This window comes from Stenotrophomonas sp. STEN031 (assembly GCF_056759975.1).
Genome location: NZ_JBRREA010000035.1, coordinates 1 through 18,285, shown reverse-complemented (window position 1 = coordinate 18,285; position 18,285 = coordinate 1). Strand labels below are relative to the sequence as shown.

Annotated in this window: 15 protein-coding genes and 1 tRNA gene; 2 read left to right on the top strand and 14 right to left on the bottom strand. The window is 63.3% G+C overall.

The window, feature by feature from the left end; genetic code table 11:
• Positions 1 to 306: 306 nt before the first annotated feature.
• The 9 genes from cyoD to ACVOLQ_RS15250 form a co-directional block, all read right to left on the bottom strand.
• The gene (gene cyoD, locus ACVOLQ_RS15290; protein WP_313169194.1) at positions 307 to 645 is read right to left on the bottom strand and encodes a cytochrome o ubiquinol oxidase subunit IV; all 339 of its coding nucleotides are present in this window, start codon (positions 643 to 645) and stop codon (positions 307 to 309) included.
• Entirely contained in the window at positions 645 to 1,283 is a 639-nt protein-coding gene (cyoC, locus tag ACVOLQ_RS15285; RefSeq protein WP_481528514.1) for a cytochrome o ubiquinol oxidase subunit III, read from the bottom strand. The genes cyoD and cyoC overlap by 1 nt, the downstream gene beginning before the upstream one ends.
• Positions 1,280 to 3,277, bottom strand: a complete 1,998-nt coding sequence (cyoB, locus tag ACVOLQ_RS15280) for a cytochrome o ubiquinol oxidase subunit I (RefSeq protein ID WP_481528513.1) — start codon at positions 3,275 to 3,277, stop codon at positions 1,280 to 1,282. Before cyoB ends, cyoC begins: the two co-directional genes overlap by 4 nt.
• A gap of 2 nt (positions 3,278 to 3,279) precedes the next feature.
• A complete protein-coding gene (cyoA, locus tag ACVOLQ_RS15275; protein ID WP_313169190.1) occupies positions 3,280 to 4,383 on the bottom strand; it encodes a ubiquinol oxidase subunit II in 1,104 nt (367 codons plus the stop codon).
• A gap of 471 nt (positions 4,384 to 4,854) precedes the next feature.
• Positions 4,855 to 4,930 (bottom strand) — tRNA-Thr (locus ACVOLQ_RS15270).
• 173 nt (positions 4,931 to 5,103) lie between these two features.
• A complete protein-coding gene (locus ACVOLQ_RS15265) occupies positions 5,104 to 5,997 on the bottom strand; it encodes a catalase (protein WP_481528512.1) in 894 nt (297 codons plus the stop codon).
• 63 nt (positions 5,998 to 6,060) lie between these two features.
• Complete coding sequence (locus ACVOLQ_RS15260) at positions 6,061 to 7,542, bottom strand: aldehyde dehydrogenase family protein (RefSeq protein WP_481528511.1); 1,482 nt, start codon at positions 7,540 to 7,542, stop codon at positions 6,061 to 6,063.
• An 18-nt stretch (positions 7,543 to 7,560) separates the two neighbouring features.
• Complete coding sequence (locus tag ACVOLQ_RS15255; RefSeq protein ID WP_481528510.1) at positions 7,561 to 7,818, bottom strand: hypothetical protein; 258 nt, start codon at positions 7,816 to 7,818, stop codon at positions 7,561 to 7,563.
• Positions 7,818 to 9,410: a GMC family oxidoreductase gene (locus ACVOLQ_RS15250; RefSeq protein ID WP_481528509.1), complete on the bottom strand. Its 1,593-nt coding sequence runs from the start codon at positions 9,408 to 9,410 to the stop codon at positions 7,818 to 7,820. Before ACVOLQ_RS15250 ends, ACVOLQ_RS15255 begins: the two co-directional genes overlap by 1 nt.
• 186 nt (positions 9,411 to 9,596) lie before the next feature.
• On the opposite strand from ACVOLQ_RS15250, the gene ACVOLQ_RS15245 reads away from it, so the two are divergent.
• Positions 9,597 to 10,520, top strand: a complete 924-nt coding sequence (locus ACVOLQ_RS15245; RefSeq protein ID WP_481528508.1) for a LysR family transcriptional regulator — start codon at positions 9,597 to 9,599, stop codon at positions 10,518 to 10,520.
• A gap of 51 nt (positions 10,521 to 10,571) precedes the next feature.
• Here the strand turns inward: ACVOLQ_RS15245 and ispH are convergent, their stop codons facing one another.
• From ispH to murJ, 5 genes are all read right to left on the bottom strand, one after another.
• Positions 10,572 to 11,522, bottom strand: a complete 951-nt coding sequence (gene ispH, locus ACVOLQ_RS15240) for a 4-hydroxy-3-methylbut-2-enyl diphosphate reductase (RefSeq protein WP_313169179.1) — start codon at positions 11,520 to 11,522, stop codon at positions 10,572 to 10,574.
• A 52-nt stretch (positions 11,523 to 11,574) separates the two neighbouring features.
• A complete protein-coding gene (gene lspA / locus ACVOLQ_RS15235; RefSeq protein ID WP_313169177.1) occupies positions 11,575 to 12,081 on the bottom strand; it encodes a signal peptidase II in 507 nt (168 codons plus the stop codon).
• Positions 12,082 to 12,173: 92 nt separating this feature from the next.
• Complete coding sequence (gene ileS, locus ACVOLQ_RS15230) at positions 12,174 to 15,005, bottom strand: isoleucine--tRNA ligase (RefSeq protein WP_481528507.1); 2,832 nt, start codon at positions 15,003 to 15,005, stop codon at positions 12,174 to 12,176.
• Entirely contained in the window at positions 15,002 to 15,949 is a 948-nt protein-coding gene (locus ACVOLQ_RS15225) for a bifunctional riboflavin kinase/FAD synthetase (RefSeq protein WP_313169174.1), read from the bottom strand. The genes ileS and ACVOLQ_RS15225 overlap by 4 nt, the downstream gene beginning before the upstream one ends.
• 65 nt (positions 15,950 to 16,014) lie before the next feature.
• The gene (murJ, locus tag ACVOLQ_RS15220) at positions 16,015 to 17,616 is read right to left on the bottom strand and encodes a murein biosynthesis integral membrane protein MurJ (RefSeq protein WP_481528526.1); all 1,602 of its coding nucleotides are present in this window, start codon (positions 17,614 to 17,616) and stop codon (positions 16,015 to 16,017) included.
• A gap of 115 nt (positions 17,617 to 17,731) precedes the next feature.
• Between murJ and rpsT the strand changes: the two genes are divergently transcribed.
• Positions 17,732 to 18,001 (top strand): 30S ribosomal protein S20, encoded by a 270-nt coding sequence (gene rpsT / locus ACVOLQ_RS15215; protein WP_057629708.1) that lies wholly within the window; start codon positions 17,732 to 17,734, stop codon positions 17,999 to 18,001.
• Positions 18,002 to 18,285: the final 284 nt, after the last annotated feature.

The window sequence follows — 18,285 nt, the reverse complement described above, 5'->3', positions numbered from 1 at the left end:
CGTTGGCCTGCCCCTATGGTGGGGTCCACGGGCTTCGGGCGGAGCCTTGCGGGGCTGGGGTTCCACCCAAAAGCCACCCAAATTTTGGGGGCGCGGCGTACCCCGCGAAGCCCGTGATTCTGCAGATCCCAGGAATGCTGATCCCTGGAATATGGTCAGCTTCGCGGCTTACGCCGCTCCTACAACTGCGGCTGGCGGATGTATTGTCGGGAACGCCTTTGCCGAGCATGGCTCGGCACTACAAAAAAAACAAAAACAAAGGCCGCCTTGCGGCGGCCTTTGCTGTGCATCAAGCGATCAAACCGCTCAGTGCATCATGTGGGCGTTCATGTTCCACATGACCCACAGCGTACCCAGCACGATGATGCCGATCACCACCAGGGTGAACATGCCGGCATTGACGTTCCAGCGGGCAGCCGAGGAACGATCAAGGTGCAGGAAGAACACCAGGTGCACCAGCAGCTGCAGGATGCCTGCAACCACGATCACCGCGCCGGTGGCGAAGCTGGACATGCCACCACTCATCACCACCCAGAACGGGATGATGGTGAGCACGGCAGCCAGCACGAAGCCGATCAGGTAAGACTTGACGCTGCCGTGGCTCTCGCCAGCGGCACCGTGTGCATGATTGTCATGTGCGGACATTACATCGCTCCCGACAGATAAACGACAGAGAACACGCCGATCCAGACCAGATCCAGGAAGTGCCAGAACAGGCTCAGGCACGCCATGCGGGTCTTGTTGCGCGGAGTCAGGCCATCCTGCTTGAGCTGGATGAACATCACCGCCAACCACAGCAGACCAGCGGTCACGTGCAGACCGTGGGTACCAACCAGGGCGAAGAACGCCGACAGGAAGGCACTCTTGTCCGGGCCGTGGCCGTTATGGATCAGGTGGTTGAACTCCCAGATTTCCATGCCCATGAAGCCGGCACCCAGCAGCCAGGTGATGGCCAGCCAGAAGAACATCAGGCCCTTCTTCGACTGGTGCATGGCGATCATGCCCAGGCCGAAGGTCAGCGAGGACACCAGCAGCAGCGCGGTTTCCCACGCCACGAACGGCAGCTCGAACAGGTCCTTGGCCGACGGGCCACCATTGGTGCCGCCGGACAGAACCACATAGGTCACGAACAGGGTGGCGAAGATGAGCAGATCGCTCATCAGGTACACCCAGAAACCGAAGACGGTGTTCTCGCTGGTGTCGTGATGCTCGTGATGGTCATCGCCATGGTCCGCAGCGTGCGCTGCGGAACCGTGGGTCATCGTGTGGGCGTTCGTGCTCATGCCTTCACCTCGGTCTTCACCAAGCCCTGAGCTTCCAGGTGCTTACGGTGTTCGTTCTCGATACGTTCCACCTCGGCAGCCGGCACCCAGTAATCCACGTCCTTGTCGAAGGTACGGTAGATGAAGGTGGCGATCATGCCGACCAGGCCGATGATGGCCAGCACCCACATGTGCCAGACCATCGCAAAGCCCAGCACCAGGCTGAACGCGCCGATGACAACACCGGTACCGGTGTTCTTCGGCATATGGATGTCGCTGTACTTGGCCGGCTTCTGCCAGGCTTCGCCGCGCTGCTTGCGGTGCCAGAATTCGTCCAGCTCCTCACCCTTGGGCAGGGTGGCGAAGTTGTAGAACTGCACCGGGGAAGCGGTTTCCCACTCCAGGGTACGGGCATCCCACGGATCGCCGGTCAGGTCAGCATTCTTCTTGCGGTCGCGGATGGACACGGCGATCTGGATCACCTGGCACAGGATGCCGAGGGCGATGATCGCGGCGCCGACAGCGGCAACGATGAAGTACGGCTGGTAGTCCATGTTCGGGTAGCTCTGCATACGACGCGTAGCACCCATGAAGCCCAGTGCGTACAGCGGCATGAAGGCCACGTAGAAGCCGATGAACCAACCCCAGAACGCGCGCTTGCCCCAGGTTTCATTCAAGGTGAAGCCAAACATCTTCGGCCACCAGTAAGTGATACCGGCAAACATGCCGAACACCACGCCGCCGATGATGACGTTGTGGAAGTGGGCAATCAGGAACAGCGAGTTGTGCAACACGAAGTCGATGGCCGGGATCGCCAACATCACGCCGGTCATGCCGCCGATGGTGAAGGTGACCATGAAGCCGATCGTCCACAACACCGGCGAGGTGAAGTGCACGCGGCCGCGGTACATCGTGAACAGCCAGTTGAAGATCTTCACGCCGGTCGGGATCGAGATGATCATCGTCGTGATGCCGAAGAAGGCATTGACGTTGGCACCCGAGCCCATGGTGAAGAAGTGGTGCAGCCACACCAGGAACGACAGCACACCGATCGCACAGGTGGCGTAGACCATGCCCTTGTAGCCGAACAGGGTCTTGCGCGAGAACGTGGCGATCACTTCAGAGAACACACCGAATGCCGGCAGCACCAGGATGTAGACCTCGGGGTGACCCCAGATCCAGATCAGGTTGATGTACAGCATGGCGTTGCCGCCACCATCGTTGGTGAAGAAGTGCGTACCCAGGTAACGGTCCAGGGTCAGCAGCACCAGGGTGATGGTCAGCACCGGGAAGGCAGCAATGATCAGCAGGTTGGTGACCAGGGCGGTCCAGCTGAACACCGGCATGTGCATCAGCTTCATGCCCGGGCTACGCATCTTGAGGATGGTGATGAAGAAGTTGATACCGCTCAGCGTGGTACCCAGGCCGGAGACCTGCAGCGCCCAGATGTAGTAATCCATACCGACGCTTGGACTGTATTCCAAGCCTGACAAGGGCGGGAACGCCAACCAGCCGGTCGCCGCGAATTCACCGATCCACAGCGAGATCATCATCAGGCCGCAGCCTGCGACGAACAGCCAGAAGCTCAGCGAGTTCAGGAACGGGAAGGCAACGTCGCGCGCACCAATCTGCAGCGGCACCACCAGGTTCATCAAACCGGTGATCAGCGGCATGGCCACGAAGAAGATCATGATCACGCCGTGGGCGGTGAAGATCTGGTCGTAGTGGTGCGGCGGCAGATAGCCTTCGGCACCGCCGGCGGCCACGGCCTGCTGGGCACGCATCATGATCGCGTCGGAGAAGCCGCGCAGCAGCATCACGAACGCCACGATCAGGTACATCGCGCCGATCTTCTTGTGGTCCACCGAGGTGAACCACTCCTTCCACAGGTAGCCCCACAGCTTGAACTTGGTGACCGCGGCTACAACAGCCAGGCCGCCCAGCACCGCGCCGATGAGGGTGGTAAGCACGATCGGATCGTGCGGCAGTGAATCAAGAGAGAGTTTTCCAAGCATCGTCATTCTCCCGAGGCGCCATGGCCGGCATGTGCGGCTTCGGCGGGCTCGTTGGCAGTGTGACCGGCGTGGCCGTCAGCCGTGGCGGCAGCAGGCGCAGCGGCGGCAGGAGCCTCGTGGCTCATGGCGGCGTGGTCCATCGCGTCATGGCCCATCGCAGCGTGGTCCATGGCTTCGGCCTGCATCGCCTCGTGGCCAGCACCTTCGTGCGACATCTTCTTGCCATCGTGCTTCATGCCGAAGTGGTGGTTCTCACCGGCATGCTTGGCAATGATGGCGTCGAACAGGCCCTTCTCGGTGCTGCCGTAATAGGTCACCGGGTGCCAGTCGTGGTTCTGCTCGGTGGTGAGTTCGGTAAATGCCTTCTGGTCCATGACCTTGGCATCGCCGCGCACCTTGGCCAACCAGGCCTGGTATTCCTCGTTGCTCACCGCGTGCGCGGTGAAATGCATCTTGCTGAAGCCTGCACCGCTGTAATGCGAGGAACGGCCTTCATAGCTGCCGGCCTCGTTGGCGATCAGGTGCAGCTTGGTTTCCATGCCGGCCATCGAGTAGATCATGCTGCCCAGATGCGGAATGAAGAACGCATTCATCACCGTATCGGCGGTGATCTTGAAGTTCAGCGGGGCATCAACCGGGAAGGTCAGCTCGTTGACCACGGCGATGTTTTCTTCCGGGTAGACGAACAGCCACTTCCAGTCCAGCGAGATCGCTTCGATCACCACCGGCTTGGTATCGGACTCCAGCGGCTTGTACGGATCCAGCGCATGCGAAGAACGCCAGGTCAGCACGGCCAGGACCAGGATGATCATGCACGGGATCGACCAGACCACCACTTCGATGGCGGTGGAGTGAGACCAGTTGGGCTCGTAACGGGCCTTGGTGTTGGATGCGCGGTACTTCCACGCGAACACCAGCGTCAGCACGATCACTGGGATGACCACCAGCAGCATCAGCACCGTACAGGTGATCAGCAGCGTGAGTTCGTCCCGGGCGATCTGGCCCTTGGGGTCAAACAGGGCCCAGTCGCAGCCCGTCATCAAGACGGCCATAGCGACAATGAGGCCCGGACGCAAAAAGCGTCCAAGAGTTTTCAACGGAATCATCGGTCGATCCAATTGCGAGGGAGAGCCGCACCTGGCAAGCCCATACATGCAAACGCAAACAAGCGCCCGGGGATTGCCCACCGGGGAGACATGTAGGGGGTTGTCAGATTTCAGCCCCGCAATTTTAGGCCTTCACACACCACTTAAGAAAGGGATTGACAATGATTTCGCGCAGCAAAAGCGGGCAATCCCGTGCGACACGTTGTCGCACCTGCGCGCAGCGAGGGGCAGATACAGCAAAGCCCTGCGTTGTTCACAACGAAAGCGACTCATCGCCTTCGCGGCCGCCAGCATCCAGCAACTGCGACGGCAAAAGCCGGCCCCGAAGAGAAGATCTGCCGATGCGATGAATGCGCGCAGTAACCGCCCCCCGTCCCGTTCAGGTTTATGAGCAACAACATGCACGCCCCCATGCTCAAACGCGCATCGGGCCTCACATACAGAAAAGGCCCGCGCAAGGCGGGCCTAATCTGGTGCCGGAAATAGGAATCGAACCTACGACCTACGCATTACGAATGCGCCGCTCTACCAACTGAGCTATTCCGGCGAAGGCGCGAATTGTAGGCAAAGGCGGGAGCCGCGGTCAATCCACCCGCTGCAAGAGACTGTCCCGAGCCTTGGGGCAGTTGGCGCTGGCCAAGCCCGGCAATTGCCCGAAGTGATCATCAGTCCGAGTGCAGGAGGGAAACCACAGCACTCGACCCGGCACCACAACACCATCTACCGCCCCAGCCGCCGCACCGCAGCCAGCCGATACGCCCTGAGCCTTGCGTGCAGCATCGGGTCGCCTGCAAACCCTATCCCGGCCGGTAACAACGCCGGATCGAAGGCCACTTTGCGCTGGCTGGCCTGCTGCGGCAGCAGCCGCTCCAGCCAGATGTGGCCAAGCGCGAATGATGGCGTGGCCGGGTCCCAGCCGCGGCTGATGTCGGCCGGATCCTCATCCTCGGGCACCGGGGTGAACAGCAGGGCGAATACCACGCTGCCCTTCGATAGTTCGCCGCGCAGACGCTTGTCCAGGTAGTCCGGACCGTCCGGCGGCGCGCGGGCGACGTAGTGTTTGGTCGCGCGCACACTGAGGCGGCCGATGCGCGCGTGCCCGTCCGGAGCGATCAGCCGGTAGGCGTGCAGCATGTGGTAATCCAGGGCGCTGAAGCTGCTGGTCACCGCACCTGCGCGCAATTCCTCGAAACGCGCCGCCGCCGGGCATGCAGCCAACTGCGCCGCCAGCATCGCTGGTGAGCGCTCGCGTTGATTCAGTGCATTCAAGAAAGCGAGAAACGCTTCCGGATCGCTGGCCGGAAAGCCTTCCAGCGAGTGCCCTATCAGCACCATTCCCGCCTTGTTGCCAATCCGCAGGGCGAGGCCGCGCGGTTCGCCGGCGGGGCTGCGCTGATCTATATGTGGATTGGCACCGGAGCTGGAAAAGCGCGCGACTACGCGCTGGTCCTCGCCGCCAAATACGGCGGCCATGCAGAACTGCGGCGCAGTGGCGGTGGCACGGAAATGCCCTTCCACCAGCAGGCCGCGTGCATGATTCACCCGGCCACCGGTGGCCACCTTTGCCCCGGCGCGCAGGGCAGCGAACAGCGCCTGCGAGATGTCTGTCGCCATCGTCGTGTCCTCGCACCGCACCGCCGCGGCAGCAGACAGCAGCTCGCGCAGGCGCGGCGCAGATCAGCACTCACTCATACCAGGGCGCAGCGCGATATGTTTGTATTCCAGAAAGTCTTCCAGGGCGGCCAGTCCATTCAGTCGCCCCAGCCCGGACTGCTTGAAGCCGCCCTCCTCCGTGCCGTCGAAAACCCGCGCCCAGTCATTGATCCAGACCGAGCCGGCATCAAGCGCCTCGGCAACACGCAATGCGCGGTCCACGTCGCGCGTCCAGACGCTGGCAGCCAAACCGTATTCGCTGTCGTTGGCCAGGCGGATCGCCTGTGCCTCGTCATTGAAGCGTTGAATGGTGAGCACTGGGCCGAAGGTTTCCTGCTGGATGATGTCCAACGCGTTGTCGAACACTTCCAGCAAGGCCGGGCGGAAGAACGCGCCTTTGCGCAGCGGACCGGTGGTAATGGGGCCTCCACGTTCGACCACGATCGCGCCGGAGCCGATTGCGTGCTCGACCACCGCATCCACCCGCGCCACATTTGCGCGATCGATCAACGGCCCCATGTCACTGTGCGGGTCCGCCGCCGGGCCCACCTTGACCATGCGTAGGCGCGCGCCCATGCCATCACGCACCGCGTCGTAGAGCGCGTCATGCACCAGCAGGCGTGAGCCGGTCATGCAGAACTGGCCACTGAAGACGGTCAGCGCTTTCTCCAGCATGGGCAATGCCTGGCCCAGATCGGCATCCTCGAACAGGATCATCGGCGTCTTGCCCCCCAGCTCCATGCCGAAGCGTTTGAGGTGCCTGGCCCCGCTACCGCTTATCGCCCGGCCGGTGCGGGTGGATCCTGTAAAACTCACCACCGGTACTTGCGGCGACTCCACCAGGTAACTGGAGCCCTCCGCGCCGCTTTCGAAGAACAGATTGATGACACCACGCGGCAGGGATTCGGCTTCGGCCATGATCCTGGCCATGGTGCTGGCGATCTGCGCTACCTGCGCCGGCAGTTTGATCACTGCGGTGCAGCCAGCGGCCAATGCCGGTGCCAACGAACGGATGGTCAGCACCACCGGCGAGTTCCAGGGAGCAATCACCGCTGCCACCCCCATCGGCTGGCGCAGGACCATCGACAGCCGGCCCGGCTTCGGGCGCAGCGCGCGGCCCGCCTCCAGCATCGCGGTCGCCGCCGAATAGCGCAGCTTGCTGGGCACCATGTCCAGTTCGAACTTGGCCTCGGCGGCGATCTTGCCGTTCTCCAGTGAAAGGATCTTGGCCAAGCGATCCCGGTTGCGTTCGAATGCCTGCGCCAGCTGTTCCAGCACCTGCGCGCGCAACTCATGGTCGTGCGCCCACAGGGTCTGCTGGAAGGCCTGCGACGCAGCCGCTACCGCCGCCATCGCCGCAGCACGACCATTGTCCGGGTAACTGCCGATCACCTCATATGTAGCCGGATTTATAGAATCCTTGAGCACGCCATCAAAACGCGGAATGCCATTGATCCAGTTGGCAGCCCGCCGCAGGTGATCCGGGGATTTGCTCGATCCGCTCATGCGGCCTCCGCACGTTGATTAGTCAGGGTCCACCGGCCCGTGCCGGTCGTTTGCTGCAGAGCGCCACACTGCGGATACCAGCAGCTCCACCAAGGGCGCGCTGATGTTGACCACGATCGACACGATGATCAGCGTCGACCCCATCACCCGCAGCGGCAATGGCCACTGTTTGAAGTACGAGCCGAACACACTCACCACCGTCAACACGGTGGGATACACCGCCAGCCAGATCAGCACGGTGCGCTTCAAACGCGATGCGAGCTCGTTGCGCCACATCAGCAGCCTGCATCCCGCATCCACTGGCTGATGCGCTCGGCCAGCATGATCACCGTCGGATTGGTTGCCACGCATGGCACGTCCGGAAATGCTGAGGCATCGGCCACGCGCAACCCGTCCACACCGCGTACGCGCCCCTGGTAGTCGGTTACCGCGTGCGCATCGTTCGCACCGCCCATCGGCGCGGTGGAGGTGGGGTGGTGGTAGATGTCCAGCGCCATGGGCAGCGCCGCCTCCAGTGCCTCGTACGAGGTTGCCAGCGCGCCCGGCACCATCTCCTCGGCAATCAACGCCGCCAAGGGGGCTTGTCTGGCGATATGCCGGATCAGCTTGATGCCTTCCACCATCAATTGCCGGTCCTGTGCATCGTTCAACAGGTTGAGTGCAATGACCGGTGCCACCTCCGGCGCGCGCGAACGCAGCGTCACCGAGCCCAGCGCGCGTGGCCGGGTCAACGCCAAGGCCAGCATGAAGATCGCCCCGGTGGGCGAGGCCTGCGGGTCACCGTAATGCACTGCCGACACATGCAGATCACCGACATTGGCGGCAGCCTGGGACGAGCGCGCCCACAGGATCGCGCCGACCGGCGGCACCGGCAGACCGAGCCGATCCGGGCGCGCGGCCCAGGTGGTATAGAAGAATGGGTGTTCCTGCAGTCGCTGGCCGACCGGCAGGTCAGCAACCACCTCGATATCCAGCTCCTGCAGATGCTTCGCCGGGCCAATCCCGGAGCGCAGCAACACCGCTGCGGTGCCATAGGCGCCGGCACTCAGCACGATGTTGCCAGCGGCAATACGTTGGCCATCGGCCAGCAGCACCGCTGCCGCGCGTCGGCCCTCGAAAATGACACGATCAACCAGGACCTCGCTGCGGATCGTCAGGTTGGGTCGCATCCGCACATCAAGCGAAAGATAGGTCATGCCGGTATTGAGCCGCTGCCCCATCCGGTTGTTCATCGGATAAGGACCGACGCCGAACGGCTGCTCGCCGTTGAAGTCATCCACCCGCGCAAAGCCCGCCTGCACTGCCGCGGCGATGAAGGCGCGCTGCATGTCCGACACTTCATCATCCTGCAGGTAATGGATGGGCCACGGCCCGCTGCGGCCATGCACGGCATCCTCGCCGTGCACCGTGCTCTCGCTGCGCTGGAAGAACGGCAGCACCTCCTGTGCCGTCCAGTGTTCCAGACCCGCCGCGGCCCAGCGCTCGAAGTCACCGGCTGGCGCGCGCATCGCCACACCCGCATTGACCGCCGAACAGCCACCCAGCACCTTGCCACGCGGGACCGGTATCGTCGTCCCGTAGCGCGTTGGTTCGGCCGAATATCCCCAGTCGTGCGTGGCATCGCCGCCGATGATGTGCTGCTGGCGTACCGCATCGGGGTAGGCGTCGGGCGCATAGGCTGGCCCGGCCTCGATCAGCAGGACACGCCGGTACGACTCCTCGCTGAGCCGACGCGCCATCACCGCGCCCGCCGAACCGCCCCCGACAATCACCACGTCGTAGTGCGACTCCTCCGAACTGGCCAGCGCATGCGCACTGTCACCGCGCACCTGCGCCCCTGTACCCGCGTATTTTTGCCGAGTCGCCATGGCGAGCACCTCCTTGCCGCAGAACCGTCAAACCAACCTCCGCCAGCTTCAAACAGCCGTGCCGCAAGCGCTGCCGTTGGCGGAACCTTGGCGTCCATCGTCGGTCGCCGGCGGCGCAATCAGAATCCATGCAACTGTCATCACAGCCAGGAACAAATGTCCTCAGTCCTCTCATCGCTGGAATCATTGAATGGTTTGATCGCGTTCGCTTCCGCAGTGCGGGCGGGAAGCTTTTCGGCCGCAGGCCGGCAACTGGGCCTATCCGCTTCGGCGGTCGGCAAATCCGTCGAGCGACTGGAGTTGCGCCTGGGCATGCGCCTGCTCAACCGCACTACCCGTTCCCTCGCGCTCACCGATGAGGGCGAGGTGCTATACCGCTACGCGAACAAAGTGGTGAGCGACCTGCAGGAGGCCGAGCGCGAACTGAACATGCGTCAACGCACGCCACGCGGACGCCTGAAGATCACTGCCAGCCCCCTTCTGGGGCGCAAGTTCGTGCTGCCCGCACTGCGCGACTTCGCCATGCAGCATCCCGAAGTCAACGTCGCGCTCAGTCTCGATGCCGACCGTCGCGACATCGTCGAGGATGGCTTTGACCTCGCGCTATGGGCAGGCGAACTGGAAAATTCCAGCCTGCAGGCGCGCCGACTGGGGTCTTATGCACTCATTACTTGTGCTTCGCCGCGCTATCTTGCCGAGTGCGGTGTTCCCGGCTCGCCCATGGATCTGGCCTGCCACTGCTGCATCCATTACCGGCATCCGGACAACGAGCGACTGGAACCCTGGCGATTCCGGGACGGGGCGCTACCCAGGTCCACCACACCCGACTCCGCCCTCAATGATGTGGCGGCGCTGGCAAGTGCCGCACTGGTCGGACTGGGCATCGTGCAACTGCCTGACTATGTCGTTCGCGAAGACGTCGTCAATGGTCGGTTGCTGCAGGTGCTTGGCAACTACTCCGCCGCACCGACCGGCATCTTTCTGGTCTGGCCGCCGATGGCAGCGCAGGTGCCGCGGGTGCGTGTCTTCATCGACTTCATCGCCAAGCGCGCGAGCCAGGAATTCAATACCTCAGGCACTGCGATTACGGCAACGCCCAAAAACGAATAAAGCCGACCCGGAGGATCGGCTTCATCGCTCGTAGTACCGTAGTGTCCGCCCTCAGTCCACAAGGCGCAGACGCAATTCCTTCGGCAGCGCGAACACCATCGTTTCCGGCTCGCCACCCGTCTCGCGCACGCTGCCCGCGCCCAGTTCGCGCAACCGTGCAATCACACCGTCGACCAGCACCTGCGGTGCCGATGCACCGGCCGTCAGGCCGATGTGCTGCTTGCCGACCACCCATTGCGGATCGATCTCGTCCGCGCCATCGATCAGGTAGGACTCCACGCCTTCACGACGTGCAAGCTCGCTTAGACGGTTGGAATTGGAGCTGTTCGGCGAACCCACCACCAGCACCAGATCACATTCCTTGGCCAGGTCGCGCACCGCATCCTGACGGTTCTGCGTGGCGTAGCAGATGTCGTCGTTCTTCGGCCCCTGGATCTTGGGAAAATGCTTGCGCAGCGCTTCAATCACCGCGCGGGTGTCATCCACCGACAAGGTGGTCTGGGTGGTGTAGGCGAAGTTCTCCGGCTGCGATACCTGCAGCTTCTCGACATCTTCCACGCTCTCGACCAGATAGATATGGCCCACGCCCTTCTCGCGGTTCCACTGGCCCATGGTGCCTTCCACTTCGGGATGGCCTTCGTGGCCGATCAGCACCACGTCGCGGCCGGCGCGGCAGTGACGTGCGACTTCCAGATGGACCTTGGTCACCAACGGGCAGGTGGCATCGAAGACCTTCAGGCCACGCCGATCGGCCTCCATGCGCACCGCCTGCGACACACCATGCGCACTGAAGATGACGGTATTTCCATCCGGCACCTCATCGAGCTCTTCCACGAAGATGGCGCCGCGCGCCTTCAGGTCATCGACCACGAAACGGTTGTGCACCACCTCGTGACGCACATAGATCGGCGCACCCAGGGTTTCGATGGCGCGTTTGACGATCTCGATGGCGCGGTCGACACCGGCACAGAAACCACGGGGATTGGCGAGCAATACGTCCATCTTCAACGACTCCGACCGCTGACGGTCGCTAATGCGGGAACAGATGCCGGAATCATCCGGCTTTTTTCTCGGCCTTGCCATCAAGCAGGCCCATCAACGCGATGCCAATGGCGCCACCCACGATCGCCGCGTCGGCGATGTTGAACGAGGGCCAGTAATGGTCACCGATATACCACTGGATGAAATCCACCACGTGACCATGAATCTGGCGGTCGATGACATTGCCGATGGCACCACCGATCACCAGCGCATACGGCAGCGCACTGCGCCAGTTGGCGCGCGGCGTGCGCGACAGCCAGAACGCCATCAACCCACTGATCGCGACGGCCAGAAACGTGAAGAACCACAGCTGCCAGCCACCGGCATCACTGAGGAAGCTGAATGCTGCGCCGGTGTTATAGGTGCGGTACCAGTTCCAGAAACCCTCGATCACCGGCACCGGGGTGAACTCAGGCAGGCTGGACAGCACCCAGGCCTTGCTCCACTGGTCCAGGCCGATCACGGCCACCGACACCAGCAGGTAGATCAACGCATTGGGTTTAACCGCTTTGGACTGCATGCAAACACCCTTGAAAGTTCAACAACCAAAGAAGCGAGAAGGAGACCGTTGCCGTTTCTCGCTTCTCACCCCTGTTCACTCGCTGCTCGCCATCAGAACCAGCGGCGGTCTTCGCCAGCGCCATCGATATTGCTGACGCAACGGCCGCACAGTTCCGGATGCGCTTCGACCGAGCCGACATCGGCGCGGTAATGCCAGCAACGCACGCACTTGGCCTTGTCGGTCGGCTGCGCGCTGACAAACACCTCGTCGGTGGTCGCCGGGCGCACGCTGACATCGCCACTGATGAACAGGAAGCGCAGTTCCTCGGCCAGCGGCTGCCAGCGCGCGGCCTGCTCCTCGTTGGCAGCGACAGTGATCTCCGCTTCCAGCGCGGCACCGATGGCGCCATTGGCACGCATCGGCTCCAGCACCTTGGAGACCTGCTCACGCAGCGCCAGCAACTGGTCGAAATCGGCTGCGCCCAGCTGGGCATCGGCCGGCAACGGCGCCAGGCCGTCGTACCAGGTGGTGAACAACACGTTGTCGGCACGCTTGCCCGGCAGATAGCCCCACAGCTCTTCGGCGGTGAAGGTCAGGATCGGTGCCACCCAGCGCACGAACGCTTCGGCGATGTGGAACATCGCCGTCTGCGCCGACCGACGGCCGCGCGAATCCTCCTGCATCGTGTACAGGCGGTCCTTGGTCACGTCCAGGTACAGCGAGCCCAGGTCGACGCTGCAGAAGTTCAGCAGCAGCTGCACGATCTCGGCCATGTTGTAGTTGGCGTAGGCGGCCTTGATCTTCTCCTGCAGCTCGAACGCGCGATGCACGATCCAGCGGTCCAGGGCGACCATTTCCGCCAAGGCAACCAGGTGCTGGGTCGGATCGAAACCATCCAGGTTGCCGAGCAGGAAGCGCGCGGTGTTGCGCAGGCGGCGGTAGGCGTCGGCGTTGCGCTTGAGGATTTCCTGCGACAGCGACATCTCGTTGCTGTAATCGGCCGAGGCAATCCACAGGCGCAGGATGTCCGCGCCCAGGGTGCGCATGATTTCCTGCGGCTCGATGCCGTTGCCCAGCGACTTGGACATCTTGCGGCCGTGCTCGTCCACGGTAAAACCGTGGGTCAGGCACTGCTTGTACGGCGCGTGCTTGTCGATGGCCACGCCGGTCAGCAGCGAGGACTGGAACCAGCCACGGTGCTGGTCGGAACCTTCCAGGTACAGGTCGGCCGGCTTGCCATAACCACGTGCCAGCAGCACGCCTTCATGGGTCACGCCGGAGTCGAACCAGACATCGAGGATGTCGGTGACCTTTTCGTACTGGGCGGCTTCGCCTCCAAGCAGTTCGGTGGCGTCCAGCGAATACCAGACGTCGATGCCGCCCTGCTCCACGCGATCGGCCACCTGCTGCATCAGCTCGACGCTGCGCGGGTGCGGCTCACCGGTTTCGCGGTGGGTGAACAAGGCAATCGGCACGCCCCAGGTACGCTGGCGGCTGATGCACCAGTCCGGGCGACCGTCGACCATGCTGCTGATACGCGCCTTGCCCCAGCTCGGGAACCAGCCCACGTTGTCGATGGCCGCCATCGCGTCGTTGCGCAGGTTGGCCTTGTCCATCGAGATGAACCACTGCGGGGTGGCGCGGAACACCACCGGCGTCTTGTGGCGCCAGCAATGCGGGTAACTGTGCTGGATCTCGAAGAACGCCAGCAACGCGCCGCTCTCTCGCAGCACATCGACGATCAGCGGCTGTGCCTTCCACAGATGCTGGCCAGCCAGCTCGACCGTGCCAGCCGGCGGCGTCGACGACAGGTAGACGCCACGGCCATCGACCGGGTTGATCTGGCCGGCGTTGTACTTGTCCATCAGCCCGTACTGCTGGCTGACCGCGAAGTCTTCCTGGCCGTGGCCGGGCGCGGTGTGCACCGCACCGGTACCGTCGGCATCCGAAACGTGCTCACCGTTGAGCAGCGGGATGTCGCGGTTGGCATAGAACGGGTGTGCCAGCAGCTGGTTTTCCAGCGCCGAACCCTTGGCATGGCCGTGCACGACCACCTCGGTCACGCCGTAGCGCGACAGCGAACGCTCGGCCAGCGCCGAGGCCAGCACCAGCCAGCGCGGCTGGCCGTTATGGGCCGGGCCTTCGACCAGCGCATATTCGATATCCGCACCCAGCGACACAGCCAGCGAAGCCGGCAGCGTCCACGGCGTGGTGGTCCAGATCGGCACCGCCACTTCCACGCCAGCCGGCAGCTCGACGCCGAAGCTGGCGGCAAGCGCCTTGGAATCGCGCGCGGCGTAAGCCACGTCGATGGCCGGCGAGGTCTTGTCCTGGTATTCGATCTCGGCCTCGGCCAGCGCCGAGCCACAGTCGAAGCACCAATGCACCGGCTTGGCACCGCGCACCAGGTGGCCGTTGGCAACGATCTTGGACAGCGCACGGATCTCGTTGGCCTCGAAATCGAAGCTCAGCGTCTTGTACGGATTCTCCCAATCGCCAATCACACCCAGGCGCTTGAAATCAGCGCGCTGCAGGTTGATCTGCTCTTCGGCGTACTCACGGCACTTCTGCCGGAACTGCTCGGCATCGAGTTTGACCCCGACCTTGCCCCACTTCTTCTCGACCGCGATCTCGATCGGCAGGCCATGGCAATCCCAGCCCGGGATGTAGGGTGCATCGAAGCCGTCGAGGTAACGCGACTTGACGATGATGTCCTTGAGGATCTTGTTGACCGCGTGGCCCAGGTGGATCTGGCCATTGGCATACGGCGGGCCGTCGTGCAGCACGAACAGCGGGCGACCCTTCGCGTTCTCGCGAAGCTGCGCGTAAATGCCCTGCTCTTCCCAACGTGCCAGGATGCCCGGCTCGCGCTTGGGCAGGTCGCCGCGCATCGGGAATTCCGTTGCCGGCAGATGGAGGGTGGCTTTGTAATCCTGGCTCACGCGGTAGCTCGCAATCTGTGTTCGTTGAGGATGCGACGCGCTTGCTCTGCGTCGCGGTGCATCTGCTCGGTCAACGCCGGCAGATCGTTGAACTTCTCTTCATCCCGCAGCTTGGCGACAAATTCCACTTCGATATGGCGGCCGTAAAGATCGCCATGGAAGTCGAACAGGTGTGCCTCGAGCAGCGGTTCCACACCTTCAACCGTGGGGCGCGTGCCGAAGCTCGACACCGACGGCCATGGCTGCTCGAAAACGCCATGTACCCACGTAGCGTAGATACCAGAAAGTGCGGGTGTTTTCGGGAAACGCAAGTTGGCGGTCGGGAAGCCCAAGGTGCGGCCCAACTGGCGCCCGCGCACCACCCGGCCACCAATCGAATACGGCCGACCCAGCAACTCGCCGGCATGATCGAACTCACCGGCCACGATCAACTCGCGGATGCGGGTGCTGGAAATGCGCTCGCCGTTCAGGTGCACCGGCTCGATTTCACCAGCGACAAAGCCGAGCTCGGCGCCCATCGCCTGCAGCAGCGCGATATCGCCGCCACGGCGGTTGCCGAAATGGAACTTCGGGCCGATCCAGACTTCACGCGCACCGAGCCGGCGCACCAGCATGTCACGGACGAAATCCTCGGCGGTGATCGCCGCCATCCTGGCGTCAAAGCGCAGCAGGCCGACGCTGTCGACCCCCAGCTCACGCAGGGTGGCGACCTTGTCACGGGCCAGCATCAAGCGCGGCGGCGGGTTGTCCTTGGCGAAGAACTCACGCGGCAGCGGCTCGAAGCCCAAGGCTACCGCGGGCACACCCAAGGCGCGGGCACGGGCAACTGCGTGGCGCACCAGCGCCCGATGGCCCAGGTGCAGGCCATCGAAGGCACCAATGCAGACCACGCTTCCCTGCGGGAACAACACCCCGCCTTCGACGTCTCTAAAAAGCCTGCTCATTCCATCCGGATCCGGCCCATACGGGCCGGTTCTGTCGTGTGTAGCCCTGAAGTATAACGGGCGGCTCAATGCCCGCGCAGGTCGCGGGGACGGAAGCCCATCGCAATCATCGCCAGCAGATAACTCGCACCGCCGGCGCCGACCAGCAGCGCCAGGGCGCTGGCACGCTGCCACTTATCCATCGGCGTGAACTCCGGCAACCAATGCAGCAGGCCCAGCAGCACCGCCACCATCGCAATACAGGCCACAACCAAGCGAAGCAGGTAGCCCGCCCAGCCCGGCCGGCGCTGGTAGACCCCGGTCTTGCCCAGCCAATACCAGAGCAGCGCCAGGTTCAGATAGCTGGACAAGGCACTGGCAATGCCCAGCGCCAGATGCAGGCCCGGCTGCTTGCCCAGGGCCACCATCACCCCCTGCTGCCTCAGCTCCGGCGGCACCATGAAGTGGAAAACCACCGCCAGCAGGATGAAGTTGAAGACCATATTGGCCACCAGCGCGACCAGGCCGGCGCGCACCGGGGTCTTGGTGTCCTGGCGCGAATAGAAGGCCGGCAGCACCACCTTCAGCAACGCGAAGGCCGGCAGGCCGAAACTCAGGCCATAAACCGCCAATGCGGTCATCTGGGTATCGAATTCGGTGAATCTGCGGTACTGGAACAAGGTGGCGATCAGCGGCTCGGCCAGCAACAGCAGGGCCAACATCGCCGGCACGGCGATCAGCAGCGTCATCCGCAGCCCCCAATCCAGCGCATTGGAGAAGCCCTCGCCGTCCGTCTTGACGTGGTGGCGGGCCAGCGCCGGCAGGATCACCGTACCCAGGGCCACGCCAAACACGCCCAGCGGCAGCTCCAGGAAGCGGTCCGCCAGCGACAGCCAGGACTGCGAGCCATCGGTCAGGTGGGCGGCAATCACCGTATCCAGCAGCAGGTTGATCTGCGCCACCGAAGAGCCGAACAGGGTTGGCACCATCAGGGTCAGCACTTTGCGCACATCGGGGTGGTTCCAGCCCCAGCGTGGCAAGGTCAGCAGATTGATGCCTTTCAGGCCCGGCAGCTGGAACAGCAACTGCAGCACGCCGGCCGCCAGCACCGCCCAGCCCAGCGCCAGGATCTGCTTCTCCGGCGTCCCGCCGAGCCGTGGCGCCAGCCACAACGCGCCGGCGATCATGCACAGATTGAGGATCACCGGCGTCAGCGCCGGCATCGCGAACCGCTGGAAGCTGTTCAGCGCACCGCCGGCCAGGGCGGTCAGCGAGACAAACAGCAGGAACGGAAAGGTCAGCCGGAACAGATCGACCAACAGGCCCTGCTTGGCCGGATCGCTGACGCCACTGCTGAACAGGAAGGCCAGCTGCGGGGTGAAAATCAGCGCCAGGGCGGTGATCACCAACAGCGCGCCGCCCAGGGTGCCGGACACCCGCGACATCAGCTCGCGCAGGTCGGCATGCGGCCGGGTCTCCTTCACCTCGGTGAAAACCGGCACGAAGGCGGTGGCGAAAGAGCCCTCCGCGAACAGCCGGCGCAGGAAGTTGGGCACCCGGAACGCGACCCAGAATGCATCCGTGACCGCGTTGCTACCGAAGGTGGTAGTGATAACCTGATCACGGACCAGGCCCAGGACCCGGGAAATCATCGTCATGCTGCTGAACGACAGCAGCCCCCGCAACATGCGCGGTGAACTCACCCACGGCCCCCTTGACAACTTGACTTGACGTTCATTCGGACAGCCATCATACTTGCATGCTTGCTGTTCCCACCACATCGATTTTCAGGAAACCACCACTGTGGCCAATATCAAGTCCGCCAAGAAGCGCGCCAAGCAGACCGTTGTGCGCAACGCGCGTAACACGGCTCAGCGTTCGATGCTGCGCACCGCCGTCAAGAAGGTGATCAAGGCTCTGGACGCCAACGACGCCGCCGGCGCCGAGGCAGCCTTCGCCGTCGCCCAGCCGATCCTTGACCGTTTCAGCGCCCGTGGCCTGATTCACAAGAACAAGGCTGCGCGTCACAAGAGCCGTCTGACCGCTCGCATCAAGGCCATCAAGGCTGCCTGATCCGCGCGATCACCCGGGGTCGCAAGACTCCCGGCATGAAAAACCCGACCTTGCGTCGGGTTTTTTATTGCCCGCGATTTCACCTGTAGTGCCGAGCCATGCTCGGCAGAGGCTTCACCGGTAAAGCCAGCCGGTAGTGCCGAGCCATGCTCGGCAGAGGCTTCACCGGCAAGGCCAGCCAGTAGTGCCGAGCCATGCGCGGCAGAGGCCTTCCCGATAAAGCCAGCCAGTAGTGCCGAGCCATGCTCGGCAGAGGCTTCACCGGCAAGGCCCCTGCCGAGCAT

Excerpts from the sequence above, each read along its gene's own strand:
- ACVOLQ_RS15255 (WP_481528510.1), bottom strand. The coding sequence starts at position 7,818 with ATGTGGCGCAACGAGCTCGCATCGCGTTTGAAGCGCACCGTGCTGATC.
- murJ (WP_481528526.1), bottom strand. The coding sequence starts at position 17,616 with ATGTTGCGGGGGCTGCTGTCGTTCAGCAGCATGACGATGATTTCCCGG.
- ACVOLQ_RS15260 (WP_481528511.1), bottom strand. The coding sequence starts at position 7,542 with ATGAGCGGATCGAGCAAATCCCCGGATCACCTGCGGCGGGCTGCCAAC.
- ACVOLQ_RS15265 (WP_481528512.1), bottom strand. The coding sequence starts at position 5,997 with ATGGCGACAGACATCTCGCAGGCGCTGTTCGCTGCCCTGCGCGCCGGG.
- cyoA (WP_313169190.1), bottom strand. The coding sequence starts at position 4,383 with ATGATTCCGTTGAAAACTCTTGGACGCTTTTTGCGTCCGGGCCTCATT.
- ispH (WP_313169179.1), bottom strand. The coding sequence starts at position 11,522 with ATGGACGTATTGCTCGCCAATCCCCGTGGTTTCTGTGCCGGTGTCGAC.
- lspA (WP_313169177.1), bottom strand. The coding sequence starts at position 12,081 with ATGCAGTCCAAAGCGGTTAAACCCAATGCGTTGATCTACCTGCTGGTG.
- cyoC (WP_481528514.1), bottom strand. The coding sequence starts at position 1,283 with ATGAGCACGAACGCCCACACGATGACCCACGGTTCCGCAGCGCACGCT.
- ACVOLQ_RS15250 (WP_481528509.1), bottom strand. The coding sequence starts at position 9,410 with ATGGCGACTCGGCAAAAATACGCGGGTACAGGGGCGCAGGTGCGCGGT.
- ACVOLQ_RS15225 (WP_313169174.1), bottom strand. The coding sequence starts at position 15,949 with ATGAGCAGGCTTTTTAGAGACGTCGAAGGCGGGGTGTTGTTCCCGCAG.
- cyoD (WP_313169194.1), bottom strand. The coding sequence starts at position 645 with ATGTCCGCACATGACAATCATGCACACGGTGCCGCTGGCGAGAGCCAC.
- cyoB (WP_481528513.1), bottom strand. The coding sequence starts at position 3,277 with ATGCTTGGAAAACTCTCTCTTGATTCACTGCCGCACGATCCGATCGTG.